The organism is Curtobacterium sp. MCSS17_008, from assembly GCF_003234185.1.
Classification (GTDB): domain Bacteria; phylum Actinomycetota; class Actinomycetes; order Actinomycetales; family Microbacteriaceae; genus Curtobacterium.
In genome coordinates, this window is the sequence record NZ_QKSM01000014.1 from 15,574 (window position 1) to 42,083 (window position 26,510).

The window sequence follows — 26,510 nt, forward strand, 5'->3', positions numbered from 1 at the left end:
CCGGCGGGGTTAGCCTGTGGACATGAGCGAGACAGTCACCCGTGACGCGTTCGTGCCGGAGGCCGGCGGCGTCACGATGTTCACGACGAGCTGGTGCGGCTACTGCGCCCGGTTGAAGAACCAGATGTCGAAGGCGGGTGTGCGGTTCCGTGAGGTCGACATCGAGCAGACCCCCGGTACGGCCGAGCTCGTCGCCGAGGTGAACGGGGGCAACCAGACCGTGCCGACCCTGGTGTTCCCGGACGGCAGCACGGCCACCAACCCGTCCCTGGCCGAGGTGCAGTCGCGCATCTGACGCGTACCGGCCCAGCGACGCAGGACACCGGTGTTCACGCTCCGAACACGCACGTACGGCGGTTCGGTGCGTGAACCACCGGTGTTCTGCTGCTCAGGCCGAGCGGCCCGAGAGCACGGCTCTGGCCGAGCGGCCCGAGCGGCCCGAGCAGCCCGTCAGCGCGAGAGCGCCTCGGTGAGCAGCGCCACCATCGCGTCGAGCTGGATGTCGCCCGAGTCCTCGATCTCCTCGTCCGAGCCGTCCAGCGCGCGAGCGGCCAGGGACGCCTTCGAGTCGATGAGCTCGGCGATCTTGGTGTCGATCGTCTGCGCGGCGATGATCCGCCACGCGGTGACGGGCTCCTCCTGCCCGATGCGGTGCACCCGGTCGATCGCCTGCGTCTGCTCGGCGCTCGTCCACGACAGCTCGGCGAGCACGACGTTCGACGACACCTGCAGGTTGAGGCCGACGCCCGCCGCGGTGAGCGAGCAGACGATGACGGCGACGTCGGGGTCGTTCACGAACGCGTCGATCTCGGCGGTGCGCTGGGCCGGTGTCTGGTCGCCGCGGACGGTCGCGGTCTTCAGGCCGCGACGGGCGAAGACCTCCTCCGCCTGGTCCATGACGTCGAGGTGCTTCGCGAAGAAGACGACCTTGCCGACGTTCGACGCGAGCTGCGCCGCGTAGTCGGCGGCGAGCTGCGCCTTGGCACGGCCGATGCGGCGCACCATCGAGAACACGTTCTCGCCGGTCGACGAGGCGTCCTGGTCCTCGAGCTCCCACCGCGCGACCTGGCGGACGAGCTTGTGGTCGATGCCGACGACCGGGTCCTGCCCGGTCCGCGCGTCGAGGGCCTGGTGGTAGCGGCGGACGAGCTTCGCGGTGAGCTCCCGCTCGGCGTCGCGGATGGAACGCCCCTCCTCGCCGTCGAGCTCGACGGGGATGTCGGCGATGCGCCGGGCGGGGATGTCCGCCGCGACGTCGACCTTGCGGCGTCGGACGATGCCCTGGTCGATGACGGCCTTGCGTGCCTCGACGAAGAACCCGGGGTCTGCCGGCGTCAGGCCGATGTCCTCGAGCTCGTTCATGAGCTTCGCGCGGGGCTTCTTGTCGTCGATCCAGCCGAGGAACTCCCAGATGGTGCGGAAGTCCTCGACGGAGTTGATGAGCGGCGTGCCGGTGAGCGCCATGAGCAGCGGCGCCGCCGTGCGCTCACGGATCTTCTCGGCGAGCTGCAGCACGAACCGGGAGCGCTGGGACTCCTTGTTCTTGATGAAGTGCGCCTCGTCGACGACCATGCCCTTGAAGCCGAACGAGCCGAGCCAGCCGACGTGCCGGTCGAGGATCTCGTAGTTCACGATGACGATGTCGGCGAAGCCGTCGAGGTCGTCCCCGTCGCCGTGGATGACGGTCGCGCGGTGGTTCGGGACCCAGCGCTCGGCCTCGCGTGCCCAGTTCGTCTTGACGACGTTGGGCACGACGACGAGCAGCGGGAACGCGTTCGCCGCGTCGGCGGCGAGCAGCGACTGCGCCGTCTTGCCGAGGCCCGGCTCGTCGGCGAGCAGGAACGAGCGGTGCCCCTGCGCGGCCGCGGCGACCAGTTCGGCCTGGTGCTTCATGAGCGTGGTGCCGGACTTCGAGTGCAGCGACGTCGGCTCCGGCAGCGGCATCGACGCCGCTCCCCCACCCGCGCCGTACTCGAACGACTTGAAGAGCGGACCGAACAGCTCCCAGTTCGCCAGGCGCCGCGGATGGGCGACGGGCTGGTCGGCGAGAGCGAAGTCGGGCGCCAGGAACGGGTTCGCGAGCTGGCGCTGCACGACCGCCTGCGGGACGACCGAGCGCACCGGGGCCTCGACCACCGGGGTCGGCTCGGCGGCGATGACGAGGTCCTCGGGCTGCAGCTCCATGCCGCCGGCGATCATCATGTCGCGCTTGACGGTGCGGGTGGCCTCGCTGACCGAGGCCTCCTCGGTCAGGAGCTGGATGACGCTGGTGTCCCGCGCGGCGGTCTTCGCCAGGATCGTCGCGACGCCGTCGAGCCGCTTGAGCTGCTCGGCGCGCTGTGCGTCGGTGAGCTCCTGGTCCGCCTTGACCCGTGCACGCTCCTCGCGCATGAGCAGGGCCACCGCCTGGAACTTGGACCGGTTGGACGCCTTGAGCGGTCCGCGCTGCGCCGCCGCCTCGACCTCGCGCACGGCGCGCGCGAGCACGGGGATGACGCCGTCGTTGTCGAGCGGGCGGGTGCGACGCGACGCGGTCCGCGTCCCGCCGGCTGCTCGCCGGGTGCCTGATCGAGCCAACGCTCCTCCTGTTCCGCCCGTTCGCACGGGCGCACCGCCGTCGTGGCGGGAAGTCCTCGACCGGGGTCTGGCACGACCCCGGTCCCCACGGGCCACCCTGGCCCGCTCGTTCGCCGGTCCCGCCGAGGGACGTCCGGTGGAGTCCCGCGGACCGTTCCGTCGGCTCCCACGGGTGCTCGACACGACGCTCCGCGCCGGGATCCGGCGCCGTCACACGCACGTGGTGCCCTGTCGGACGCTCACGGACCCGGTCCCCGCGTCGGTCAAGCGACCGACTGCCGCGTCCGGATGACGACGCGGCACGCGACGACACGGTGCGTGCTGCGCACAGTTTACTCCCCGACCACCGACCGAGGCGACTCGACGGGCGCCGCGCGCGTCGCGCCTCCCGTCCGGACCGGCGGCCGCCCCACCAGCGGACGGCCGGGAGGCACCGCACGGCCCCGTCAGGCTGCCCGCGCCCCGCGCGCGGCGGTGGTCAGGCCTGCGGTGCGGACCGCGGTCGGAGGAGGCCGTCCGACGGCACGGTGGGCGTCGCCTCGGCGAGCGCCGCCCGCGTGGCCGCCAGGAGCTGCTGCGCGGTCTGGATGCCGTTCGCCGACCCGGTCGTCGCCTGTCCGCCCGCGTGCGCGAGGAGCTGCGCCCCGATGGCCGGGCCGATCCGGTCGGCCTCGGTGGGGTTCCGGGCGACCCAGTCGCGGGCGACGGCGTCGGCCAGCCGCTCGGCGGCGGCGCCGCGTTCGGTGTCGCCGCGGGATCGGTGCCACAGGCCGGTGACGACGAGGTGGGCCACGACGGCGCCGATGTCGCGCACCGGGAACCCCCAACCGGCGGTGTCGATGTCGAGCAGGCCGGAGATGCGCCACGGCTCGTCCTCGTCGACGAAGACCTGCTCGAGGTGGAGGTCGCCGTGCACGACCTGCTTCGTCGCCGTGCCCCAGCCGATCGACCGGCGACCGATGGCGTCGTAGAGCTCGTCGATCTCCGCGGCGTCCTGCGGCAGCGCGGACACCAGCGTGCGGCGGTGCCAGTCGGCGTGGTCCATGGCGTCCGCGCGGGCCTGCTGCGTCATCGGCACCGATGCGATCCGGCCGGTCAGTGCGGCGAGGGAGGCGACGAAGCGCGGATCGTCGGCGATCTCGGTGATGCGGCTGCCGGCGGGCACACCGCGGATCCGCTCGAGCACGAGCAGGCCGTCCCCGCGGCTCGACAGCACGCGCGGCACCGGCAGCCCGGCCGCGACGAACTGCTCGTGCGACTCGACGATCGGCGCGACCCGGTGCGGGCGGACGATCTTCAGGAAGACGACGCGCTCCGGCGCGTCGACACGGACCACAGCGCGCTTGCCCGGGCGGTACGCGGCCACGGAGAGGGTCGGGTCGGTGACGGGCATGCCGAGGCCGGCGAGCAGCTCGGCGACGGCGTCGCGGTACGTCACCTGCGGCAGGACCGGGAGCCCGGGGTCGTTCGGGTACGCCCACACCGAGACGGGGTCACCGGTGGTCGGGTCCGTCACGATGGCGCTGTTCTGGTCGTGTGCACCACCGGTGTCGACGTACGTCAGGACGGTGGCGCGTTGGCCGGCCCGGTCCACGGTGTCGACCTCGTAGCCGTAGAGGTACCCGTTGCCGGACGGCTCCACCGAGTGCGCGCGTGCGGCCACGACGGAGGTCCCGGAGCCGGCGAAGGCCTGCGGGATGACGCGCTCGTGGTTGGGCCACACGGGACCAGTCAACCGTGCCGGGGCGGTTTCGTCGCCATCGTGCGCGGCTCGGCGTGCGGCTCGTGGCTAGCGTGGTCGTCGTGAACCCGGTCGCACGCCTCCGCAGTTCCAGCCGCACGCCGTTCCTGCAGGTCGTGAAGACGGCCGTGGCGGTGGTCGCGGCGGTGCTGCTGTGCCGACTGCTCATCGCCGGGCCGTTCCCGACCTTCGCCGCGATCGCCGCACTGCTCGTCGTGCAGCCGAGCATCAACCAGTCGTTCGTGAAGGGGTTGGAGCGCAGCGCGGGCGTGGTGCTCGGGGTGGTGCTGGCGACCGCGTTCCACCTGCTCCTCGGGGACGCCGTGTGGGTCGTGCTCGTCGTGATCGTGCTGGCGATCCTGCTGAGCTGGGCGCTGCGGCTCACCCCGACCTCGGCGACGCAGGTCGGCATCAGCGGCATGCTCGTGCTCACCGCCGGTGTGGTGACGCCGAACTACTCGGCAGACCGGATCCTCGAGACGGTGGTCGGGGCCGTGGTGGCGCTCGTGGTGAACGCCGTCATCGTGCCGCCCGTGCTCCTCGAGCCGGCGCACCTGGCGGTCGCCCGGCTGGCCCGGGACACCGCCGCGGCGTTCGAGCGGATCGCGATCGGACTGACCGAGGGGTGGGACGCGGACCGATGGCACGAGGCGCTCCTGCAGGCCAGGGCGCTCCGGCAGCAGCACGCCCGGGCCGAGGCCTCGCTCACGGCCGCGGGCGAGTCGCTGACGATGAACCCGCGGGGCGGTCGGCACCGGACGATCCTGGAGCGGGACACGGCGATCGCCGAGCACCTGCGCGTGCTCGTCACGCGCGTGACCGGCATGACGCGCGCGATCCGGGACAACACGGCGCCGGACCTGCGGGCGGACCCGGTGGTCGGCAGCATCGCGACCGAGGTCGCGCGGATCGGCGCGGACGTGCGCGCCCTGAGCGCCCGGGTCGAGGCGACCCGGTTGCACCACTCCGAGAGCGACGGCATCACCGGTGCCGCGTCGGACGGCGCCGGGGCGACGGAACCCGCGCTGACGGCGCCGCTCGAGGTCGTGCGGCCGAACTCGCGGCACTGGGTGCTCATCGGCGCCCTGCTCGAGGACATCCGTCGTGTGCGCGAGGAGTTGCTCGGCGAGGACGACTGAGCCGCGCCGACGTCAGGACGCCGTCGCGGGCTCGCGTCAGAACGCCGTCGCGCGCGCGTCAGCACGCCGTCGCGCTCTCGCGTCAGGACGCCGTCGCGCGCTCGCGCCGCGTCACGGCGGGCTCGACGGCGGCGGCCGCCTCGACGGCGGAGCGCACGACCCGGTTCCACAGCGTCGTGGCCGATGCGCCGCGGACCCCGCGCGCCGCGAAGCGCCGGATGGTCTCGACGACCCCGTCCGCGCCCGCCTCGTACGCCGCGCGGCTCGCCATGTCCGGCACCGCGCTGAGCAACTCGGCGACGACGCGCTCGCGACGGCCTTCCTCGAGGTCGTCGAGCACGGCGATGCCGCGACGCGCGGCGTCGAGTTCGGCGTGCAACCGGGCGATCGCCGGGTGGACCGATGGTTCTGACTGTTGCTGCACGAAGCCCCCTACGGACGCCGCGTCGGGTACGCCTCGTCCGCTGCGGAGCATAGCAACGAGGACTCCTCGGCATCGATACCCCTCTCCGCGGGACGGGCCGTCCTACCCCTGTCCGGGCGACGCCGACCGGGTCGCTGTGACGAGATTCAGCGAGTTCCGTGCCGGATCGTCCCCGAGCCGGGCGATCCCTGCCACCATGGGCTCCGAGGAGGTCGATCATGCGACTGTTGGTGGTCGAGGACGACGACGAGATGCGCGCGCTCATGGAGCGTGGGCTCGCAGCAGAGGGGTACCGCGTCACCGCGGTGGAGAACGGGGTCGAGGCACTCATCGCCCTCGGCGACCAGGCCTTCGACCTGGCGGTCGTCGACGTGATGATGCCGGGCATGTCCGGCTTCGAGCTCGCACGGCGCATCCGCGAGCGCGAGGACCCGGTCCGCATCCTGCTCGTCACCGCGCGCGACGCCGTGGACGACCGGGTCTTCGGGCTCGACGCCGGCGCCGACGACTACCTGACGAAGCCCTTCGCCTTCGCCGAGCTGACCGCCCGCCTGCGCGCCCTCGCCCGCCGCGAGTCGACCTCGGGCCAGCGCACGATCGAGGTCGGGGACGTGGCGATCGACTCCGAGGCACGCCGGGTCTCGATCAAGGGCCAGCGGGTCGCGGTCAGCCCGACGGAGTTCGCGTTGCTCCGGCTGCTCGCCCGCTCGGTCGGGACCGTCGTCGACCGCCCGAAGATCCTCGAGGAGGTCTGGGACGGTTCGCAGCACGTCGACCCGAACGTCGTCGAGCAGTACATCTCGTACCTCCGCAAGAAGCTCACCTCGCACGAGGCGACCGTCGCGATCGCCACCGTCCGCGGTCGCGGCTACCGGCTCGACCAGCTCGGGGCGTGACCGACCCCGCTCCGACGTCCGGGCCGGCCCGACGACGACACGGGCTGCCCCGGCCCCTGCGCGTGCTGTCGCTCCGCGCTCGGATCACCATCGGCTCGACCGCCATCGCCGCGGTCGTGATCGTCCTGCTCGTCTTGGTCATGCGCTTCCAGGTCGTGAGCGTGGTCGCCAGCGCCACGCGCACGCTGCTCGACGCCGACGTGGACCCGTACGTGGCGACCCTCGAGGTGGACAGCGACCCCGACCTGTCGGCTCCGGGCAACGCCCAACTCGTCGCGGTCGTCGCTCCGACTGGTCAGATCCGGCTGTCGACCATGCCGCCCCGGGTCGAGCGCGCGCTCGGCAGCCTGACGTCGACGCGGGCCGGGACCTCGCTCATCAGGGTGTCCGGCTCCGAGTACCGCGTCGTGATCGAGCACCCGGTGAACCAGGCCGGACGCTGGACCGTCGTGGCCGCGCGCAACTCCCAGGCCGAGGCCATCGTCGTCGACGACCTGACCACCACCCTGTCCCTCACCGGGTTGGCGATCCTCATCGCGTTCGGCGTCGCCTCGTGGGCGCTCGCCACCGCTGCGCTCCGCCCGGTGAACCGGATGCGCCGCGAGGCGGAGCGGCTCTCCGTCGCTCCCGAGCGCGCCGAGTTGCCGGTGGGTCCCGCGCAGGACGAGCTGGCGTCGCTCGCCACCACCCTGAACGCCTTCCTCGCCCGCACCAGGCAGGCCACCGAGCGGGAACGGCAGATGGTCTCGGACGCCAGCCACGAGCTGCGGACACCGCTCGCGATCCTCACCACACAGCTCGACCTCGCCTCGCTCGACGGTGACGACGCGGTAGCGCTCGCGGCGCACATCGACCGCGCCAAGCGCAGCGTCGCGCGGCTCTCGCGTCTCGCGAACGACCTGCTCACCCTGTCCCGCATCGAGGAGTCCGAGCGCCGCGAGCAGGACGGCGCGCAGCCGACGACCTCGTGGAGCGACCTCGGCGACGAGGTGATGGCCGCCGTGGACCGCGTCCGGCTCATCGCGTCCGCGAAGGACATCACGGTCGACTTCGACCTCGAGCCGCCGGCCCCACCGCCCACCGGCAGCAGCGCTGAGCCCGACGGCTCCGGCACCGCCGCCGGTCCGGCCCTCGGTGGCCGTGGACCGTCCCCCGACCACGCACGGTCGGCGGAGCCGCGCTTCCGGCTCGACACCGGCGGCATCGCACAGCTCGTCACGAACACCGCGAGCAACGCGGTCGCGGCGCTCCCCCGCGGCGGCGGTGTCTTCGTCTCCTGGCGCGTCGAGGGCGACGAGGGCGTCCTGCAGATCACCGACGACGGCCCCGGCGTGCCCGAGTCGTTCATCCCGGTCGCGTTCGACCGGTTCACCCGCCCGGACGAGGCCCGGACCTCGCGCCGTGACCCGGACCCGGCCACCGGCGGGACCCCGACGCCGGGCGGATCCGGCCTCGGGCTCGCGATCGTGCGCGCCATCGCGGAACGGTCGGGAGGCACGGCTTCCCTCCGCAACGTCCGCTCCGGTGGCCTCGAGGTCACCGTGCGCGTACCCGTGGTGCACGAGCAGCCCACCGGCTGACGGTCTGGATCCGCGGAGCGGGCGCGCCACGCCGGGTCGCTGGGGTCCCGCTCCGCGCTCCGAGGAGTCCCGCTCCCGGCGCGGTCACTGGAAGTCCCGCGACCGGGTCCGTACCGACAGCGGGAGGTGCTCGATCCGGTCCGCCACGAGGTTCACGACCCCGTCCGGCGACCGCTCCAGGATCCCCCGCACCACGACGGCCGGCGACTCCCGCGCCACCCGCCGGTACCGACCCCACACCCCGACGCTGCAGATCACGTTGACCAGTCCGGTCTCGTCCTCGACGTTCATGAACGTGATCCCCGAGGCCGTCGCCGGACGCTGCCGGTGCGTCACGATCCCGCCGACCTCGACGCGCCGCCCGGTCTCCGCCGTCGCGGTGTCCAGCACGCTGAGCACCCCACGGGCGTCGAGGCGCGGCCGCACGTGCCGCACGGGGTGGTCGTCGGTGGTCATGCCGGTCGACCACATGTCGGCGATCAGGACGTCCCCGCTCGTCATCTGCCCGAAGAGCGGCGGCTGCACCGTCACCTGCGTGTCGGGCAGCTGGTCGGGGCGCTCCGCAGCGGCCTGTGCGGCGGACCACATGCCGCTGCGCCGGTCGATGCCGAGTCCGGCGAAGGCGTCCGCCGCCGCCAGCGCCTCGAGCTGCGCCGTCGTGAGACGCACCCGGCGGGCCAGGTCGGACATGTCGGTGAAGGGTCCGTGCGCATCGCGCTCGGCGACGATGGCCTCGGCGCTCCTGCGGCCCAGCGAGGCCACCTCGGCCAGGCCCAGGCGGACCGCGAAGGCACCGTCGCGGCGGTGCTCGGCGGTGTCGTCGGGGCGGGAGGCGTCGAACGGCAGCACCGGCGGCTGCTCCTCGGCCAGGCAGGCGTCGGCCCCGGTCCGCGCTCCGGCCCCGTCGTCGCCGTGGCCGTGGCCGTCCAGGGGTTCCAGCGTCGCGTCGACGGCCGAGCGGAGGATGTCGGGCCGCAGGACCCGCACCCCGTGCCGTCGGGCGTCCGCCACCAGGGTCTGCGGCGAGTAGAACCCCATCGGTTGCGCCCGGAGCAGTGCTGCCAGGAACGCACCCGGGTAGTGCAACCGCATCCAGGCGCTCGCGTAGACGATGAGCGCGAAGCTGATCGAGTGGCTCTCCGCGAACCCGAAGTTCGCGAACGCCTGGATCTTCGCGTAGATCGCGTCGGCGTCCGCGCCGTGGATGTCGTTCGCCGCCATGCCCGCGTAGAGCTTCTCGCGCAGCCGCTCGATCTTCTCGAGGCCCCGCTTCGAGCCCATCGCCCGACGGAGCAGGTCGGCGTCGTCCCCCGAGCACCCGCCCACGGCGATCGCCATCTGCATGAGCTGCTCCTGGAACAGCGGCACGCCGAGCGTCCGCTCGAGCACGGGCTCGAGCGACGGGTGGATGTAGGTGATCGGTTCCTCGCCCGTGCGCCGCCGGATGTACGGGTGCACGGCACCGCCCTGGATCGGTCCGGGGCGCACCAGGGCGACCTCGATGACCAGGTCGTAGAACCGTCGGGGCAGCAGCCGCGGCAACGTGCCCATCTGCGCGCGGGACTCCACCTGGAACACCCCGATCGTGTCCGCCCGGCACAGCTGGTCGTAGACGCCCTGTTCCTCCTTCGGGATGGAGTGCATGTCCCAGCGCTCCCCGCAGTGCTCGTCGGCCAGGTCGAACGCGTACTGCAGCGCCGCGAGCATCCCGAGCCCGAGCATGTCGAACTTCACGAGCCCCATGTAGGCGCAGTCGTCCTTGTCCCACTGCAGCACGGTCCGACCGTCCATCCGGGCGTGCTCGATCGGCACGACCTCGCCCACGGGACGGTCGGTGAGCACCATGCCCCCGGAGTGGATGCCCAGGTGCCGCGGGAACCCGAGCACCTGCTGGGCCATGTCGACCACCGTGTCCGGGATGTCGTGGTCCTGGCTCTCGGTCACCGACCCCCACCGCTCGACCTGCTTCGACCAGGCGTCCTGCTGCCCGGGGCTGTGCCCGAGCGCCTTCGCCATGTCCCGGACGGCGCCCTTCGGCCGGTAGGTGATGACGTTCGCGACCTGGGCGGCGTTGAACCGCCCGTACTGCTCGTAGACGTACTGGATCACCTCCTCGCGGCGGTCCGAGTCGAAGTCGACGTCGATGTCGGGCTCCTCGTCCCGCATGGCCGACAGGAACCGCTCGAACGGCAACCCGTACCGGATCGAGTCCACCGCGGTGATCTCGAGCAGGTAGCAGACCGCCGAGTTCGCCGCCGACCCGCGGCCCTGGCACAGGATGCCCCGCTGCCGCGCGTACTGCACCATGTCCCGCACGATCAGGAAGTACCCCGGGAAGTCCTTGTCCGCGATGACGGAGAGCTCCCGCTCGATGCGCTCGCGCTTCTGCGGGTCGACGCCGTCCGCGCTGCCCGGGTAGAACCGCCTCGCCCCCCGCCAGGTGAGTTCGCGGAGCCACGACATCGTGGTGTGCCCCTCCGGCACCTCGACGTGGGGCAGACCGGGCTTGGCGCTCCGCAGCCGGAAGCCGAGCTCGTCGGCCAGTTCGACGCTCGTCTCCACCGCCCCCGGGTAGCGCGCGAAGCGTCGGGCCATCTCGGCACCCGAGCGCAGGTGGGCGGTCGGTGCCGCCGGCAACCAGCCGTCGATCTCGTCCAGGCTCCGCCGGGCCCGCACGGCCGCCAGCGCGGTCGCCACGGGGAAGCGGTCGGGGGTCGCGTAGTGCACGTTCCCCGTCGCCACGACGGGCAGCCCGTGCCGTGCCGCGAGCGCCGCGAGGACGTCGTTCCTGGCGGTGTCGAGCGGCTCGCCGTGGTCGGTGAGCTCGACGACGACCCCGGCCGTGCCGAAGCGGTCGAGCAGCGCGCGCAGTGCCTCGTCCGCCGCGGACTCGCCCCCGTGCTCGAGGGCCTGGCGCACGGTGCCCTTCCGGCAGCCGGTGAGGACCCGCCAGTGCCCGTCCGCCTGCGCCGCGAGGTCGTCGAGGTCGTACTGCGGCCGCCCCTTCTCGGCGCCGGCGGCCAGGTGCGCCCGGGTGACCGCCGCGGCGAGCCGGTGGTAGCCGTCCTGGCCGTCGGCGAGCAGCAGCAGGTGCGTGCCCTCGGGGTCGGGGACGCCGTTCTGCGGCTCGGTCAGCCCGAGGGACAGCTCGGTGCCGTACACGGTCGTCACGGTCGGGTACGCCTCGGCCACCTCGGCCATCCGGGCGGCACCGTAGAACCCGTCGTGGTCGGTCAGCGCGAGGCCGTGCAGGTGCAGACGGGCGGCTTCCTCGACCAGGTGCTCGGGACCGCTCGCCCCGTCGAGGAAGCTGAAGGTCGAGTGCGCGTGGAGCTCGGCGTACGGCACGACCGGGACGTCGTCGTCCGACGCTGTCGGCGGGGGGACGTACCGGGACCGCTTGCGCGACCACGCCGGACTGTCGCCGCCGTCACCGGCGTGCGTGCTGTCCGGGCGCTTGTCCGACAGGGCGCGCTCGAACTGCGACCACGGGACGGGTGGGTTGCTGTACCCCATCAGGACTCCTTCACGTCGCGACCGCCTCGGCCCACCACCGGTGGTCGGCGAGCACCAGGTACCAGGCACGGCCGTCGCCGTCGACGAGCTGCAGCCGGTGCAGCCGCCGTCCGCCGGCCTCCCACCACCGCACGACGAGCGGCCATGGCCCGGCCCACGCGGTCACCGGGGCGAACCGGCCACCACGCTCCCCCTCGGCACGGAACCGCTCCGGCGCACCGGTCAGCGCTCCGCGCTCGTCGACGTCCACGCTGTCGCCCCCGGCGGCCACGACGTCCACCGGTCGGGGCCGCTCGAGGACGGTCGCGGGTGGTGGCCCGGGCAGCTTGCCCGGCCACGGGCGGTCACGCACGGTCGCCAGTGCCCGCTCGCCCCCGACGGGCGCGTCTCCCCACGGCACGAGCACGACGCGTTCGGCCAGGGTGCGGCCGCCGCCGATCCGCGGGGTCACCACGCCCTCGTGCCCGACGAGTCCCTGCACGCGGGCGAGGGCGTGGTGCACGCGCTCGTCCGGGCCGGTGCCCCAGAGTCCGCGCTCGTGGTTCGCGGCGTCGTCGACCGCGACCGGCTCGAGCACGACCTGGACCACGGGCGCCTCGAGCCCCGTGGGGTCCACCCCGCCCGCGAGCTGCCACCGCACCCGGTCGACCACGTCCGCGGCGTCGAACCAGCGCGGGTGCACCCAGGTGCGCTCGAGCAGCAGGTCGCGCTCGTCGACGATGCCCACTCGGATCGTGGTGGCGACGAGTCCGGCCGCACGCAGCCGGGCGGCGAAGTCGTCCGCCGAGCGCCGGAACGCGAACGCCACCTGGTCGGCGCGGTCGAGCGGGGGCTCGAAGGACGCCTCGACCCGGAGCTCCGGCGGCACCGCACGCGCCGCGACCTCCCTCGGGTCGCGTCCGCCCGCGAGCCGGTGCAGGAACGCCCCGGCGACGCCGAACCGGTCCCGCACCTGCTCGTCGCCGAGCGCCGCGAAGTCACCGAGGGTGGCGATGCCCAACCGCCCGAGCACCATCGCCAGGTCGGGGTCGCCGAGCACCCCGAGCGGCAGGTCCGCCAGGAACGCCGCCGAGCCGCCGACGGGCACGATCCGCACCCGCTCCCCCGGCCGCGCCGGTCTCGCCCGCGCGGCCTGCTCCGCCGCGAACGGCGTGTCCGCCACCCCGGCCCGCACGCCGGGGGCACCGTGGTCGGCCGCGATGCCCGCGAGGGTCGCCGCCGCCGCCCGCTCGCCGCCGTAGTACCGCGCCGGCCCCCGGGAGCGCAGGGCGACCGTGCCGGGCCGCAGGACCTCGACCCCGGGGACCGCTTCCTCGATCGCGCGGATGACGGGTTCGAACGCGCGGTGGTCGAGGGCGTCGTCGTACGGTTCGACCACGAGTTCCGGGCAACGTGCCTGGGCCTCGCGCACGCGGAGCCCCCGGACGACCCCCTGCTGCCGGGCGCTGGCCGAACTGGCGAACACCAGTCCCTTCGCCACCAGGGCGAACGGGTGGTCGGGTGGTGAACCGGCCGCGCGGGCGGCAGCGATCACGGGCCAGTCCGGGCACCACAGCACGATCGTGCGGGCGGGCGGTGGCTCGGGCAGGGCTCCCCCGCGCGCCAGGGCGTCGGCGCGCACCGCACCCGGACCGGGTACCCCGACGCCGCTCCTGGCGGGTGCCAGGGGTGCGGCCGCCCGTGCCCGTCCGCGGGGGCTCACGACGCCACCGCGACGGGACGCAGCACGCGCGACGAGTCCGCACCACCGGAAGCGCCGGCAGCGCCGGCAGCGCCGACCACCGCGGGTCGCACCGCACCGTCGGCCGCCGGCAGCAGCAGGTCGGCGCTGACCGGCCGTCCCGCTCCCGCACGACCCGATGCCGTCACCGTGGCCCGGCGCTCCGCCAGGTGCCCGTGACCGTCGCCGATCCCGCTCCACACCGACTCCGTCACCCGCAGCGTCACGTCGGCCCCCGGCCAGGACCCGAGCGCGACGAGCGCTCCGCCGCGCTGTCGGAGCCGCGCGGAGAGCCGGGAGACGTCACCGGGCACCACACGACCGAGCGGCCGGGTCAGGACGATCTGGGCGACGTCGGCGAGCGCTGCGGTCACGGTGAGCCACTGGTCGCCGGGATCGGGGACGAGCACGAGCCGTTCGAGGTCGATGCCCATCGCCGCAGCCGCCTCGACACCGAACGACGGCACACCGACGACGGCGCACCAGGCACCCTCGGCCGAGGCCGCCTGCAGCATGGTCATCGCGAGGAGCACCGACTCCTGCACGGCGTAGGAGCCGCCGACGCGGATCGCGCCACCCGGCAGCAGGGGCTGCAGCGCCGTGGCGGTGGGCAGCCCCTGGACGTCGACCCGCGGCGCTTCCATCTCGGCCACGCGGGAACGCAGCGCCGTGATGCGTTCGAGTGCCGCCCGGGCGTCCCCCAGGTGGTCGACGCGTCGGGTCGGCCGCGCCGCACCGGACCGTGCGGCGGAGCGGTCAGGGGCATCGCGCCCGGACGCCCCCTCGGACCCGGGCGACAGGAGTGCCGCCGCCGACTGCATGCCCTCATATTCGAACATGTGTTCGATGATGTCAACCGGGTCCGACATCGGGTGGACAGCCGCTCGAACACGCGTTCGACGCCCGAGCAGACGCCACGCACCGCACCGTCAGGCGGCACGTGGAGGTTCACCAGCGCGCCGTGACCCCCAGCGCCCCGAACACCGACCGCGTCTTCGTCTCGACCTCGTCCGCCTCGTCCGCCGCGACCGAGGACCACGTCACCGCACCCCCGGCCCCGTACGACCGCGACCGCTCGGCACCCCGGGCGTCGAAGACCGTCACCAGTGTGCGGATGGCCACCGACAGGTCGACCGACCCGTCCGCCGAGAAGTACCCGACCACCCCCGAGTACACGCCCCGCGGTGCGTCCTCGAGCCGGTCCGCGATCGCCATCGCGCTGATCTTCGGCGCCCCGGTCATCGACCCCGGCGGGAAGGCGGCACGCACGACCGCCGCCCGCGACGCCCCCTCCGGCAGCACCGCCGAGACCGTCGACACGAACTGGTGCACGCTCGCGTAGGTCTCGACGTCGCAGAGCCGCTCCACGTGCACGGACCCCGGCACAGCGGTGCGGAGCAGGTCGTTCCGCAGCAGGTCGACGATCATGACGTTCTCGGCGCGGTCCTTCGCGCTCGACACGAGTCCCGCGCGGACGACCGCGTCGCGCTCCGGGTCCGGGTCGCGTCGCCGCGTGCCCTTGATCGGCTCGGCGACCACCGAGCCGTCCGCACCGATGCTCAGGAACCGCTCCGGCGACCGGCTGGCGACCCGCAGGGGGCCGAGCCGCAGGTACGCGCCGAACGGGACCGGGTCGGCACGACGCAGTCGCAGGTACTCGTCCAGGTGCGGGTCCGCGCCGGGGGCGACCCTGGCCTCCCGTCCGACCGTGCCGACCGTGCCGACCGCGAAGGCGGTGGTGAGGCACACCTGGAAGGCGTTCCCGTCACGGATCTCCGCACGACAGGTCTCGACCGCAGCCTCGTACGCGGTGCGCGACACCCGTCCGGTCGCGCCGACCGGGAGGCCCGGGGCCGCGTCCGCCACGTCGACCCGCGTCCGTCCGGTGTGCGGGCCCTCGAGCCACGCCTGGTTCGCCGCACCGGCCGCCGGGTCGTCGTCGACCACCAGTGCGAGCGCCCAGGCGCGTCCGTCGGCGTGCACGACGACCGCGCGGTCGACGAACCACAACTCCGCGTCGGCGTGGCCGTCGGCGGTGCGGTCCGGGCCGCCGGACTCGCGTCCGAGCTCGTAGCCGAGGAACCCGACCCACCCCAGTGCGAACCCCAGGCCCGGCACCGGTGCGTCGACGGACGGCGTGCTGTCGAGCAGGTCGCCGAGCACGGTGAACGCCGGGCGGTCCTCGACGCGGGAGCGCCCGAACCACCGCTCGGCGGCGGGCGGGACGTCCACGACTGCACGACGCGCCTGGTGCCGGAACCGGGTCGCGAACGGGCCGTCGGTCCGCGCCAGCACGGACCAGCGGGCGCGCTCGTGGGCGGTGTCGGGGGCGCCGTCCGGCAGCCCGGAGTCGAGCCAGACGACGTCACCACGGGTCGCGTCGGCCAGTGCTCCGAGGTCCGGGGTCGCGTCCAGACGCCGCGCGACGACCCGGGGTCCGGTCAGACCGCCGCGATCGTCCACGAAGCTGCGTGCGCGGCACCGGGGTCGAGCACGACGAGGCCCGCGTCCTCGCCGGCGTTGAACGCGTCCGGCGCGCAGGTCATCGGCTCGACGGCGAGACCGACGCGGTGGTACTCCGGCACGACGTGGTCGGCCGTGTGCACCTGCGCCCACCCGCACTCGGGCCCGAAGGACACGCGCACCCCGTGCCCGTCCGCCGCGGTGAGCACGATGGTGGCGAGGCCCTCGGCATCGCGGTCGAAGCCGGTGAAGGCGTGGTCGATGAAGCGGTCGCCGATCGGGGTCGCGGTGCGCAGGTCGAAGGCGTCGTGCACGGGGGCGAGGCCGGTGGGGACGAGACGGTCCTCGGTGACCTCGAGCACCTCGGCGGCGGGCAGCGTCAGCGTCCAGTCGTCGACGCGACCCTCGCCGGCGACGAGGTAGGGGTGCGGCCCGGTCCCCCACGGTGCTGCGTCGACACCGGTGTTCGTCCCCGTGATCGTGGTGTGCAGCCCGTCGCCGTCGACGCGGTACTCGACGACGACCTCGACGCGGTACGGGTACCCCTCCTGCGCAGGCACCGTCGTGGCGAGCACCGCGCGGTCCGGCTCGTGCGCGACGGTGCGGAAGTCGGTCCATGCGACGAGCCCGTGCAGGGCGTGGTGCCGCTTCGGTTCGGTCAGGGCGAGCTCGTGCTCCTGCCCTCCGAAGGTGTAGCGGCCATCGACGACCCGGTTCGGCCACGGCGCGAGGACGGCGCCGCGGAACGCCGGACGGACCTCGTCCGCGGCGAACGGGACGACCAGGTCACGGCCGCCGGAGCGCAGCGTCCGGAGCGACGCCCCCACCGACGCGATCTCGGCGGTGTACCCGCCGGCGGTGATCGTCAGGGCGGATCCGGACAGGGGCGCGTCGTTGCTCATGCGCAACAGCGTAGTGGCGCGGGAGACGTCGACCGGACGCGGGCGGAACCCGTTGCAACACGACGAAACCCCACTGCCGGTGACCGTGTCACCAGCAGTGGGGTTCCGACTCCTGGGTGGATCTGAGGGGACTCGAACCCCTGACCCCCTGCATGCCATGCAGGTGCGCTACCAGCTGCGCCACAGACCCATGTTCACTTCTTCGTTGTGTTCTCCGTTCCCGGAGGCACCATGGAAGCGTACACCACGCGAACGCCGGGTGACGAAATCAGCTCCGTCACCCGGGCGCGTCGCGCCTACGCGGTGTGGTCGACGGGCAGCTCGAGCGGGATGGTCGGGCAGTCCGACCAGAGGCGCTCGAGCGAGTAGTACTGGCGGTCTTCCTCGTGGAAGACGTGCACGACGACGTCACCGAAGTCGATGAGGACCCAGCGGCCCTCCGCGCGCCCCTCGCGACGGAGGGGCTTGGCACCGGCCGCGATCATGCGGTCCTCGACCTCGTCAGCGATGGCGAGCACGTTGCGCTCGTTCCGACCGGTCGCGAGCAGGAACACGTCGGTGAGCTGCAGCGGCCCGGTCACGTCGAGGGCGACGAGGTCGTCGGCCTGCTTCGCGTCGGCAGCCTGGGCGGCGATCTGCACGAGTTCCAGTGCGCGTGAGGAGGCGGTCACGGAGTCCTTCCGGTCGTCGGACCCGCGTGGCGTGGGTCCGTGTGATGGGTCCTGATCATAGGCCACCCCGCCGACAGCGGCCAGGCCGGGAGGGCTCGGGCCGGTGCGACGGGGTGGTCAGGGGCAGTCGGTCGGGGGCGGGCGCTCAGCCGCCGAAGTGCGTGGTGAGCAGGGCGACAATGATGACGCCCGCGGCGGCCAGGCCGACGGCGCCGACCGTGACGCCGAGGATCACCGGCGTGCGCGACTCCTTCGGCTTCGCGGCCGCGAGCACGACCTGGCGCGTCGACGTGTGGCTCGACACCGCACGGCTCGCGCGGACGGGGCTCGCGTCGGTCTCGGGCTGCTCGTCGTGCTGCTCGAGCAGACGGTCAACCTCGGCACCGTCGATCGGCCGGTGCGACCCGGTCGAGGACAGCGACGCGGGCAGGTCGATCGACCCGGTCAGGATGACCTCACCGGTGGCGTTCAGCGCGCCGGTCGGGTCCGCGAGTGCCGAGTTCGGCAGGACGATCGAGTTCGTGTCCTGCACGGCGACACGACGGGTGCCGGTCGTGTCGTGCACCTCGACGTCGTCCGCCTGCTGGGACCAGTGACCAGCGGGCGGCTCGAAGGCGGTGGTGACCGGCTTGGGCTCGGGGCGCCGCTGGAACGCAGCCGGCACGCGCGGCGCTTCGGCGTCGGCGTCCGCGTCAGCGCGACTCGCGGTGGCGGGCGTCGGACGCTGGACCGGGACCTCGTTCGTGTCGTCGTCGAGCGACAGCGGGAAGACCACGGGCGTCGAGGACGACGGCGTCGGCGGGACTGCCACCGAACGCTCCGCATCACCGGCCCCTGCGGTCGCGGAGTCGGCTTCGTCGTCCTCCGGTGGTGCCCACGTCGAGCGGTGGCGGCGGGGCTCCTCGGCGTGCGCCACGGCTTCGCTCAGCGACTCGACGGCGTCGGGCGAACCGTCGGCCTCGGTCGCCTGTGCCACTGCAGCGGGGTCGAGCAGCTCCGTCTCGGTCTGCGGCTCCGACCCGTCCTGGTGCCGATCGGCTGCACTCCCCGCAGCGGCTCGGTCGGTCTGGTCGTCGTGCCGCGCGTCGATCGCGGGGGTGGGCGCGAGGGGGACCTCGGCCGAGCGGACCGCGCTCTGCGCGGAGGCCGGCCGATCCCCCGCGGTCGGCGAAGGGCGCTCGGCGGCGTCGGGCCGGTCCGGTGCGGCACGCTCGGGGGCGGGGGCCGGCGTGGGACGCGGGGCGATCGCGGACGCGGGACGCACGCGCTGGGCGTCCTCGTCGAGGCGGTCGACGGAACCGATCACGTCCTGCACCGTGCGGTCCGACGAGTGCGGCGTCGGCGCCTGCAGCGGCACGGGCTGCACGGCGTGCCCCTCGGCCTCGCGCATCAGGCGGAGCTGACGGCGCGTGAGCCCACCGGTGCCCGGGACGATCTCGGTCGCCGAGGCCGGAGCCGGAGCGAGGGGGAACACCCCGCCCGTCGACCCGGGTGCACCGCCGCTGGTCGGGCGGGCAGCGGACTGGGCGGGGCCGCTCGGCGACGGCGCGACGTGCGACCCCGGCCGACGACGACCCTCGGGCTGGTCGGTCGGGTCCGCGACGGTCGGCGGCGGCGTGACCGGCTGCCCGCTGGCCGCGGCGGCACGCTCCCGCTCGCGCGCCTGGCGCCGCGAGAGAGGCGGCTGCGCGTCGGACGAACTCATGCAACGCTCCGATACAGATGGTGCTTGGAGATGTACTGGACGACACCGTCTGGGACCAAGTACCACACGGGGTGGCCGCGCCTGACCCGGTCGCGGCAATCGGTCGAGGATATCGCCAGTGCGGGGACTTCGAGCAAGCTCACGTCACGTTCGGGCAGTCCGGTGATGCTGAGATCATGGCCCGGGCGTGTGACCGCGACGAAGTGCGCGAGGTCCCAGAGCCCATCATGGTCTTTCCAGTCGAGGATCTGCTGAACGGCGTCGGCACCCGAGATGAAGACGAGCTGCGCATCGGGACGCTGTTCGCGCAGGTCACGGAGCGTGTCGATCGTGTAGGTCGGGCCCGGCCGGTCGATGTCCACGCGGCTGACGGTGAACATCGGGTTCGAGGCCGTGGCCACGACGGTCATGAGGTAACGGTGTTCGGCGTCGGTGACGTCCGACTTCATGTACGGCTGACCGGTGGGGACGAAGACGACCTCGTCCAGGTCGAACGCACGCGCGACCTCCGACGCCGCCACGAGGTGCCCGTGGTGGATCGGGTCGAACGTGCCACCCATCACGCCGACGCGTGGGCGCCCCGTGCTCTCGAGCATCGAGCGGCGTGTCAGAGCTTGGTGTGACCGAACTCGTCGACACCCGTCTCGTGGTGGCGGGTGGCCTCGAACTTGTGGGAGTGACGGTAGGCCACGTCGCGGAAGCTCCACGTCACGAACCCGAGGAAGGTGAAGAACAGGGCGCCGACGAGCGGGTACACGTAGGCGGGGACCCCGGAGGCGTGCTCAGCGGCTTCAGCGAGGAAGGTCATCGGTCCGGTGCTCCGTTCGATCGGGTGGGAAGTCGCCGCCCAGTCTAGCCGCGGATCTGTCCCTGCCCGCGCACGATCCACTTGGTGCTCGTGAGTTCGGGCAGGCCCATCGGACCGCGCGCGTGCAGCTTCTGCGTCGAGATCCCCACCTCGGCGCCGAAGCCGAACTCGCCGCCGTCGGTGAAGCGTGTCGAGGCGTTCGCCATCACGACTGCCGAGTCCACGCCGGCCAGGAAGCGCTCGGCCGTGTCGACGTCGTTCGTGACGATCGACTCGGTGTGGTGCGTCGACCACCGGGCGATGTGTGCCATCGCCGCGTCGACGTCCGCCACGACGCGGACGGACAGGTCGAGGTCCATCGATTCGGTCCCCCAGTCCGCCTCGGTCGCGCGGAGCACGCCCGGCACGATCGTCCGGGTCGCGTCGTCGCCGCGCAGGGTCACCCCGGCGGCGCGCAGCCGGTCGGCCAGCACGGGCAGCAACCGCTCGGCGGCCTGTTCGTGCACGAGCAGGGTCTCGAGGGCGTTGCAGACGCTCGGGCGCTGCACCTTGCTGTTGAGGACGATGTCGACCGAGCGGTCGAGCGGTGCCGACGCGTCGAGGAACACGTGCACCACGCCGGCGCCGGTCTCGATCACGGGCACCTGCGACTCGGTGACGACCGCCTGGATGAGCGAGGCGCTCCCCCGCGGCACGAGCACGTCGACCAGGCCCCGAGCCCGCATGAGCTCCGTCGCGCCCTGCCGACCGAACTCGTCGATCGTCTGGACGAGGTCCGCCGGCAGCCCGACCGAGGCCACCGCCTGACGGATGCGCTCGACGAGCTCTGCGTTCGTGCGCTGCGCGGCCGACCCGCCCCGCAGGACCACGGCGTTGCCGCTCTTCAGCGCGAGCGCGGCGATGTCGACGGTGACGTTCGGCCGCGCCTCGTAGATGGCGCCGACGACGCCGAACGGCACCCGCACCTGCGTGAGCTGCAGGCCGTTCGGCAGCCGCGAACCGCGGACGTGCTCGCCGACCGGGTCGGTCAGACCGACCACGTGCTCGACCGCGGCGGCGAGTGCCTCGATGCGGGCGGCGTCGAGGCGCAGGCGGTCGAGGAGCCCCGAGGAGAGCCCGCTCTCCTCCCCCGCCACGAGGTCCTCGTGGTTCGCGGCGACGATGGCGTCCGTCCCCGTGCGCACCGCTGCGGCGACGGCGCGGAGCGCCTCGTCCTTGACCGCGGTGGTGGCCGTCGCGAGCGCCGACGAGGCGTCGCGGGCGGCGACGAGCTTGTCGGTGAGGGTGGGGGCGGTGACGGTCGTCGACATGGTCCGATACTAGGTCGGTCCCCGCGCGCGTGACGCTGGTCCCGTCACACCTGTGGACACGGCCTGGAGGCGTCACCCCTGTGCAGGAGTCTCCGCACGCGCGCACGCGGGCACGCAGGCACGCGGGCACGCGGGCACGGCCCGGGCGGCCCGGGTCATCGCCTCGAGACGCCGGTGTCTCGGGGCGGCGACGCCGAGGGGTCGGTGCGCGGGACGCCGGCGTCAGCGCCAGACGCCCTCGCGTGCGCGAGACGCCGCCGGAAGCCGGGGCGTCTCGGCGAGGCCGGGGTGTCTCGGGCCGACGCCGGCGTCTCGGGGCCGGGCCGGGCCTCCAGGCCGCGCGACGCGCACTCGGGCCGACGCCGGCGTCAGCCGCGCGGAGCCGCGTGGAACCAGGTGCCGACGTGCTCGCCGGCGAGTGCCCGGTCGACCAGCGAGGTCGCCGTCACGAGCACCGAGGTCCCGGCCTCCGCGGCCAACCGGGCTGCGGCGACCTTCGTCCCTGCTCCCCCGGTGCCGACCCCGGCTGTGCCGATCGACCCGAAGGTGACCCCGGCGAGCTCGTCCCCGAACGGGACCTCGTCGATGGGCTCGGCGTCCGGGTGCTCCGGCGGACGCGTGTACAGCGACTCGACGTCCGACAGCAGCACCAGCGCGTCAGCCCGGAGGAGCCGCCCCACGAGCGCCGCGAGCCGGTCGTTGTCGCCGAAGCGGATCTCGTGCGTGGCGACCGTGTCGTTCTCGTTGACGATCGGCAGCACACGCAGCGCGAGCAGCCGGTCCACGGCGCGCTGGGCGTTCACCCGGTGCGTCGGGTTCTGCAGGTCCCCCGCGGTGAGCAGGATCTGCGCCGCGACGACCCCGTGCCGGTCGAGCTCCTTCTGGTACCGGAACATCAGGACGTTCTGCCCCGTCGCCGCGGCAGCCTGCTGGGTGGCGAGGTCGTCCGGACGCCCGTCGAGCCCGAGGAACGGGAAGCCGGTCGCGATCGCGCCGGAGGACACCAGGACGACCTCGGTCCCGCGCGCGTGCGCCGCTGCCAGGGCGTCGACGAGTGCGGCGATCTGGCCGGTGTTGTCGCCGCTCACCGACGACGAACCGACCTTGACCACGAGCCGGCGCGCACGCGGGACGTCCTGGCGTCGGGCGACGGGGCCGAGGTCCGTGCGCGCGGTCGTGTCGGTCATGCCCGGATCAGTCCTCGTCGTCCCGGTCGTCGTCCGCCCACAGGCCGGAGACGCGCTCCTGCTCGAGCTCGGCACGGGCGGCCGCCTTGGCGTCCATCCGCTCGAAGTACTCCTCGCGGCGCTCGTTGCGGGTCGGACGTGACGAGCCGCCGACACGGGCATCGGTGCCGCGGGCACTCGTGATGAGCTCCGCGGTCGAGGTGAGCGTGGGCTCCCAGTCGAACACCATGCCGCCGTCGCCACCGATGACGACGGTGGACCCGGCGACGGCACCGGCCTTGAACAGGCCGTCCTCGACGCCGAGCTTGGCGAGCCGGTCGGCCAGGTAGCCGATGGCCTCTTCGTTCGTGAAGTCGGTCTGCACGACCCAACGCTCGGGCTTCGCGCCCCGGACGCGGTAGAAGCGGTGCTCCTCGCCGCCCTCGGCGCGGACGGTGAAGGGCTTCTCGTCGACGGCCTTGGGGCGGAGCACGATGCGCTCCGGAGCGGCCTCGACCGGGCGCTCGGCACGGGCACGCTCCACGACCTCGGCGAGGGCGAAGGTCAGCTCACGCAGACCCTGACGGGACGCGGTCGAGATCGGGAAGACGCGGTACCCGCGCTCCTCGAGCTCGGCGGTGACGAACTCGGCGAGCTCGGCGGCCTCGGGCACGTCGACCTTGTTCAGGGCGACGAGCTGCGGACGCTCGAGCAGCGGGGTCTGGCCCTCGGGGACCGGGTAGCGCTCGAGCTCGCCGAGGATGACATCGAGGTCGCTGATCGGGTCACGGCCGGGGTCGAGCGTGGCACAGTCGATCACGTGCAGGAGCGCCTCGCAGCGCTCGACGTGGCGCAGGAACTCGAGCCCGAGGCCCTTGCCCTCGGACGCACCCTCGATCAGACCGGGGACGTCGGCGACGGTGAAGCGGACCTCGCCGGACTCGACGACACCGAGGTTCGGCGTCAGCGTCGTGAACGGGTAGTCGGCGATCTTCGGCTTCGCGGCCGAGATCGCGGCGATGAGCGAGGACTTGCCGGCGCTCGGGAAGCCGACCAGGGCGACGTCGGCGATCGTCTTCAGTTCGAGGCTGACGTCACCGGTCCACCCCGGGGTGCCGAGCAGCGCGAAGCCCGGGGCCTTGCGCTTCGTGGTCGCGAGCGCGGCGTTGCCGAGACCGCCCTGACCGCCGGGGGCCACGACGACGCGCATGCCCGGCTCGGTCATGTCGGCGAGGACCTCGCCGTCCTCGTCGTGCACGACCGTGCCGATCGGCACGGGGAGCTCGAGGGTCTCCCCGCTCACACCGCTGCGCATGTCGCCCATGCCCGGCTGGCCGTTCTTGGACGAGCGGTGCGGCGAGCGGTGGTAGCCGAGCAGGGTCGTCACCTGCGGGTCGGCGACCAGCACGATGTCACCACCGTCACCGCCGTTGCCGCCGTCGGGGCCGGCGAGGGGCTTGAACTTCTCACGGCGGACCGACACGCAGCCGTTGCCGCCGTTCCCCGCGGTGAGGTGCAGGGTCACGCGGTCGACGAAGGTCGCCATGGGTCCACTCCTAGGTGATGCAAGAGGTGTTGCAGAGGTGTTGCACGAACGAACGGGAGGGGCGGGCACGTGGCCCGCCCCTCCCGCAGAGTCTTGTCGTCGCTGGTGTTACGCGTTGACGATGTTGACGACCTTGCGGCCGCCCTTGGTGCCGAACTCGACCGAACCGGCCGAGAGGGCGAACAGCGTGTCGTCGCCACCGCGGCCGACGTTGGCGCCCGGGTGGAAGTGGGTGCCACGCTGGCGCAGGATGATCTCGCCGGCGTTGACGACCTCGCCACCGAAGCGCTTCACGCCGAGGCGCTGCGCGTTCGAGTCACGACCGTTGCGAGTGGAGCTCGCACCCTTCTTGTGTGCCATCTTCTACTCCCGCCTTACGCGATCGAGGTGATCTTGACGCGGGTGAGCTCAGCGCGGAAGCCCTGACGCTTCTTGTACCCGGTCTTGTTCTTGAACTTCTGGATGACGACCTTCGGACCACGGAGGTCCTCGAGCACCTCGGCGGTGACGGTCACGTTGGCGAGCTCGGAAGCCGCCGACGTGATCTTGTCACCGTCCACGAGGAGCACCGGGGCGAGGTCGATGTTGCCCTTGTCGTCGGCCTTGGCACGGTCGATCGTGAGGATCGTGCCGACCTCGACCTTCTCCTGACGGCCGCCGGCGCGCACTACTGCGTAAACCACGTGGAATTCCTTACGTACTCTGCTTGAGGGAAGTCTCGGGTGCCCACTTCTGCACGAGCGGCTCCCGGAGGCCGGGCCCGATCGGCGACGCAGGCAGAACGGCCCGCTGACACCAGGGATCGAGAATACTCGATGCCCCCGGGTCCGGTCAAACGGCGACACACGTACGATGGCTCGCGTGACCGTGTTGATCGACCCGCCGACGTGGCCCGCCCACGACACCGTCTGGTCGCACCTCGTCAGTGATGCATCCTACGACGAGCTCCACGCCTTCGCGGAACGCGTCGGCGTCCCCCGTCGGGCGTTCGACCACGACCACTACGACGTGCCCCTCTCCCGCTACGACGAGCTCGTCGCGGCAGGCGCGAGGGCCGTCACCGGTCGTGAGCTGGTGCTCCGGCTCATCGCCAGCGGCCTGCGGGTGGCGCAGCGGGACAAGCGCGCGCACTGAGCGCACTGAGCGCACTGAGCGCACCGACGGCCGGGAGGCACGGCGCTCCTCCGTCGGTCGTCCCGCCTCCGCCTCCGCCTCCGCCGACGGCCGACCCGGACGTGCCCGCCGACGGCGAGGGCCGGTCCGCAGGGGGCGGAACGGTGCGCGGCACGCCTCGACGGCGCGGACCGCGTGGCGTGGGACGGGTCCCCTCGCCGGTGCGCACCCTGGGTCACGCGGTCCCACGGGTGTCGACGGCCGCTAGCGCAGCGGAGGGCCCCACCGGTCGTCGGGGCGGTGCCCCTGCTGCTGGCCCGTCGACTGCGCGCCGGACGACTGCGCACCGTACGGCTGCGCGCGGGACGACTGCCCCGGCTGCTGTCCGGTGGGCATCCCGGACGGCCGCCCGTGCTCGTCCGGGGCGCCGTACTGTCCCTGCTGCTGCGGCGCCGGCGCTCCCGGCCCGGGCCGCAGGGTCGACGGGGGCACGGCGTCCGCCGGGCGCACGGAGCCCGGTCGGCCGGCGGTGGCCCGCTGCCCCGCTCGTCCGGCGCCCGGGCGTCCGAGCCACAACCAGGCGGCCGTCGACGTCGCGAGGAGCATGAGGGTGAAGGGCACCCCGTTCTGCAGCGGGCCGGTGACGACGTCGATCACGAGTCGCGCGCCGGATCCCGTCCGGACGGCCGCGTACGCCCCCGTGAAGACCCCGACGAGCGCGAGGGCGACGATGCCCGCCGCGCCGGCGAGCACGGCGCGCAGGAGCACCGTCGGGAGCGGGCTGCGCCGGGCGATCGGCGTGAGGAACGCGAGCGCGAGGAACGCCCCCGCGTAGAACGGGAACGGCGCCGCGAAGACCCCGGAGACGAAGCTGCCGAGCAGGCTCGCGCCCGTGCCGTACGTCGAGAAGGGGTGCACGACGAGGGAGGTCCCGAGCAGACCGAGGAGACCCGAGACGAACTCGACGACGACGATCGACACGACCGCGATGAGCGCACCGGTCGTGTTCGCGACCGAGGCTCCCGGCGCGAACGCCCGGCGCGGATCGGACGCGGGTCGGGACGCCCGCGCCGGGGCTCCTCCGAACTGCGGCTGCTGCTGGCCGTACTGCTGCGGTGCGGACCACGCGGGCCCTGCCGGGTCTCCGGCCGCGGGCGGTGCGGGCTGCGACCAGCCCGCACCGTAGTACCCGCGGTCCTGCCCGCGACCGCGGGGGTCACCCGCGTCGGTCAC

23 protein-coding genes and 1 tRNA gene are annotated in these 26,510 nt (G+C 73.4%); 5 read left to right on the forward strand and 19 right to left on the reverse strand.

The genetic code is table 11. The features are described 5' to 3' along the window. Window positions 1–22 precede the first annotated feature (22 nt). On the forward strand, window positions 23–295 hold the full coding sequence (locus DEJ23_RS12735; RefSeq protein WP_111240665.1) for a mycoredoxin: 273 nt from the start codon (window positions 23–25) through the stop codon (window positions 293–295). A gap of 155 nt (window positions 296–450) precedes the next feature. Here DEJ23_RS12735 and DEJ23_RS12740 read toward each other — a convergent pair whose 3' ends face one another. Then, entirely contained in the window at window positions 451–2,577 is a 2,127-nt protein-coding gene (locus DEJ23_RS12740; RefSeq protein ID WP_181429256.1) for a DEAD/DEAH box helicase, read from the reverse strand. A gap of 478 nt (window positions 2,578–3,055) precedes the next feature. Beyond that, on the reverse strand, window positions 3,056–4,300 hold the full coding sequence (locus tag DEJ23_RS12745; protein WP_111240627.1) for a phosphotransferase enzyme family protein: 1,245 nt from the start codon (window positions 4,298–4,300) through the stop codon (window positions 3,056–3,058). Between the two features lie 80 nt (window positions 4,301–4,380). On the opposite strand from DEJ23_RS12745, the gene DEJ23_RS12750 reads away from it, so the two are divergent. Continuing rightward, window positions 4,381–5,457, forward strand: coding sequence for an aromatic acid exporter family protein (locus DEJ23_RS12750; RefSeq protein ID WP_111240667.1), 1,077 nt, complete (start codon window positions 4,381–4,383; stop codon window positions 5,455–5,457). A gap of 82 nt (window positions 5,458–5,539) precedes the next feature. Here DEJ23_RS12750 and DEJ23_RS12755 read toward each other — a convergent pair whose 3' ends face one another. Further along, window positions 5,540–5,881, reverse strand: coding sequence for a hypothetical protein (locus tag DEJ23_RS12755; protein ID WP_111240628.1), 342 nt, complete (start codon window positions 5,879–5,881; stop codon window positions 5,540–5,542). A gap of 218 nt (window positions 5,882–6,099) precedes the next feature. Between DEJ23_RS12755 and DEJ23_RS12760 the strand changes: the two genes are divergently transcribed. Beyond that, window positions 6,100–6,777 carry a response regulator transcription factor gene (locus tag DEJ23_RS12760; RefSeq protein WP_111240629.1) on the forward strand — a complete coding sequence of 226 codons (678 nt, stop codon included), beginning with the start codon at window positions 6,100–6,102 and terminating at the stop codon, window positions 6,775–6,777. Then, window positions 6,774–8,357, forward strand: coding sequence for a cell wall metabolism sensor histidine kinase WalK (locus DEJ23_RS12765; RefSeq protein ID WP_111240630.1), 1,584 nt, complete (start codon window positions 6,774–6,776; stop codon window positions 8,355–8,357). The genes DEJ23_RS12760 and DEJ23_RS12765 overlap by 4 nt, the downstream gene beginning before the upstream one ends. A gap of 84 nt (window positions 8,358–8,441) precedes the next feature. On the opposite strand, the gene DEJ23_RS12770 is transcribed toward DEJ23_RS12765, so the two are convergent. The 15 genes from DEJ23_RS12770 to rplU form a co-directional block, all read right to left on the reverse strand. Further along, window positions 8,442–11,873, reverse strand: coding sequence for an error-prone DNA polymerase (locus tag DEJ23_RS12770; RefSeq protein ID WP_111240631.1), 3,432 nt, complete (start codon window positions 11,871–11,873; stop codon window positions 8,442–8,444). Between the two features lie 10 nt (window positions 11,874–11,883). Continuing rightward, window positions 11,884–13,494, reverse strand: a complete 1,611-nt coding sequence (locus DEJ23_RS12775; protein ID WP_375342279.1) for a DNA polymerase Y family protein — start codon at window positions 13,492–13,494, stop codon at window positions 11,884–11,886. Window positions 13,495–13,571: 77 nt separating this feature from the next. Next, window positions 13,572–14,432 (reverse strand): hypothetical protein, encoded by an 861-nt coding sequence (locus tag DEJ23_RS12780; protein WP_146240300.1) that lies wholly within the window; start codon window positions 14,430–14,432, stop codon window positions 13,572–13,574. A gap of 109 nt (window positions 14,433–14,541) precedes the next feature. Continuing rightward, complete coding sequence (locus DEJ23_RS12785; protein WP_111240633.1) at window positions 14,542–16,056, reverse strand: anthranilate synthase component I family protein; 1,515 nt, start codon at window positions 16,054–16,056, stop codon at window positions 14,542–14,544. After that, entirely contained in the window at window positions 16,035–16,958 is a 924-nt protein-coding gene (locus DEJ23_RS12790; protein ID WP_111240634.1) for an aldose 1-epimerase family protein, read from the reverse strand. The genes DEJ23_RS12785 and DEJ23_RS12790 overlap by 22 nt, the downstream gene beginning before the upstream one ends. Before the next feature lie 117 nt (window positions 16,959–17,075). After that, window positions 17,076–17,148 (reverse strand) — tRNA-Ala (locus DEJ23_RS12795). A 106-nt stretch (window positions 17,149–17,254) separates the two neighbouring features. Then, entirely contained in the window at window positions 17,255–17,629 is a 375-nt protein-coding gene (rsfS, locus tag DEJ23_RS12800; protein ID WP_111240635.1) for a ribosome silencing factor, read from the reverse strand. Between the two features lie 145 nt (window positions 17,630–17,774). Continuing rightward, complete coding sequence (locus tag DEJ23_RS12805) at window positions 17,775–19,334, reverse strand: hypothetical protein (protein WP_111240636.1); 1,560 nt, start codon at window positions 19,332–19,334, stop codon at window positions 17,775–17,777. After that, on the reverse strand, window positions 19,331–19,930 hold the full coding sequence (gene nadD, locus DEJ23_RS12810; RefSeq protein ID WP_111240637.1) for a nicotinate-nucleotide adenylyltransferase: 600 nt from the start codon (window positions 19,928–19,930) through the stop codon (window positions 19,331–19,333). The genes DEJ23_RS12805 and nadD overlap by 4 nt, the downstream gene beginning before the upstream one ends. Window positions 19,931–19,941: 11 nt before the next feature. Further along, window positions 19,942–20,142 carry a hypothetical protein gene (locus tag DEJ23_RS12815; protein ID WP_111240638.1) on the reverse strand — a complete coding sequence of 67 codons (201 nt, stop codon included), beginning with the start codon at window positions 20,140–20,142 and terminating at the stop codon, window positions 19,942–19,944. A 44-nt stretch (window positions 20,143–20,186) separates the two neighbouring features. After that, the gene (locus tag DEJ23_RS12820) at window positions 20,187–21,452 is read right to left on the reverse strand and encodes a glutamate-5-semialdehyde dehydrogenase (protein ID WP_111240639.1); all 1,266 of its coding nucleotides are present in this window, start codon (window positions 21,450–21,452) and stop codon (window positions 20,187–20,189) included. 368 nt (window positions 21,453–21,820) lie between these two features. After that, window positions 21,821–22,639, reverse strand: coding sequence for a glutamate 5-kinase (gene proB / locus DEJ23_RS12825; RefSeq protein ID WP_258375523.1), 819 nt, complete (start codon window positions 22,637–22,639; stop codon window positions 21,821–21,823). A gap of 7 nt (window positions 22,640–22,646) precedes the next feature. Continuing rightward, window positions 22,647–24,164 (reverse strand): GTPase ObgE, encoded by a 1,518-nt coding sequence (gene obgE, locus DEJ23_RS12830; RefSeq protein ID WP_111240640.1) that lies wholly within the window; start codon window positions 24,162–24,164, stop codon window positions 22,647–22,649. 108 nt (window positions 24,165–24,272) lie between these two features. Next, window positions 24,273–24,524: a 50S ribosomal protein L27 gene (gene rpmA, locus DEJ23_RS12835; RefSeq protein WP_022905368.1), complete on the reverse strand. Its 252-nt coding sequence runs from the start codon at window positions 24,522–24,524 to the stop codon at window positions 24,273–24,275. Window positions 24,525–24,538: 14 nt separating this feature from the next. Then, window positions 24,539–24,847: a 50S ribosomal protein L21 gene (rplU, locus tag DEJ23_RS12840; RefSeq protein ID WP_058741645.1), complete on the reverse strand. Its 309-nt coding sequence runs from the start codon at window positions 24,845–24,847 to the stop codon at window positions 24,539–24,541. A gap of 178 nt (window positions 24,848–25,025) precedes the next feature. On the opposite strand from rplU, the gene DEJ23_RS12845 reads away from it, so the two are divergent. Then, window positions 25,026–25,298, forward strand: a complete 273-nt coding sequence (locus DEJ23_RS12845; RefSeq protein ID WP_111240641.1) for a DUF4031 domain-containing protein — start codon at window positions 25,026–25,028, stop codon at window positions 25,296–25,298. 243 nt (window positions 25,299–25,541) lie between these two features. Here the strand turns inward: DEJ23_RS12845 and DEJ23_RS12850 are convergent, their stop codons facing one another. Then, window positions 25,542–26,510 (reverse strand): hypothetical protein, encoded by a 969-nt coding sequence (locus DEJ23_RS12850; RefSeq protein WP_111240642.1) that lies wholly within the window; start codon window positions 26,508–26,510, stop codon window positions 25,542–25,544.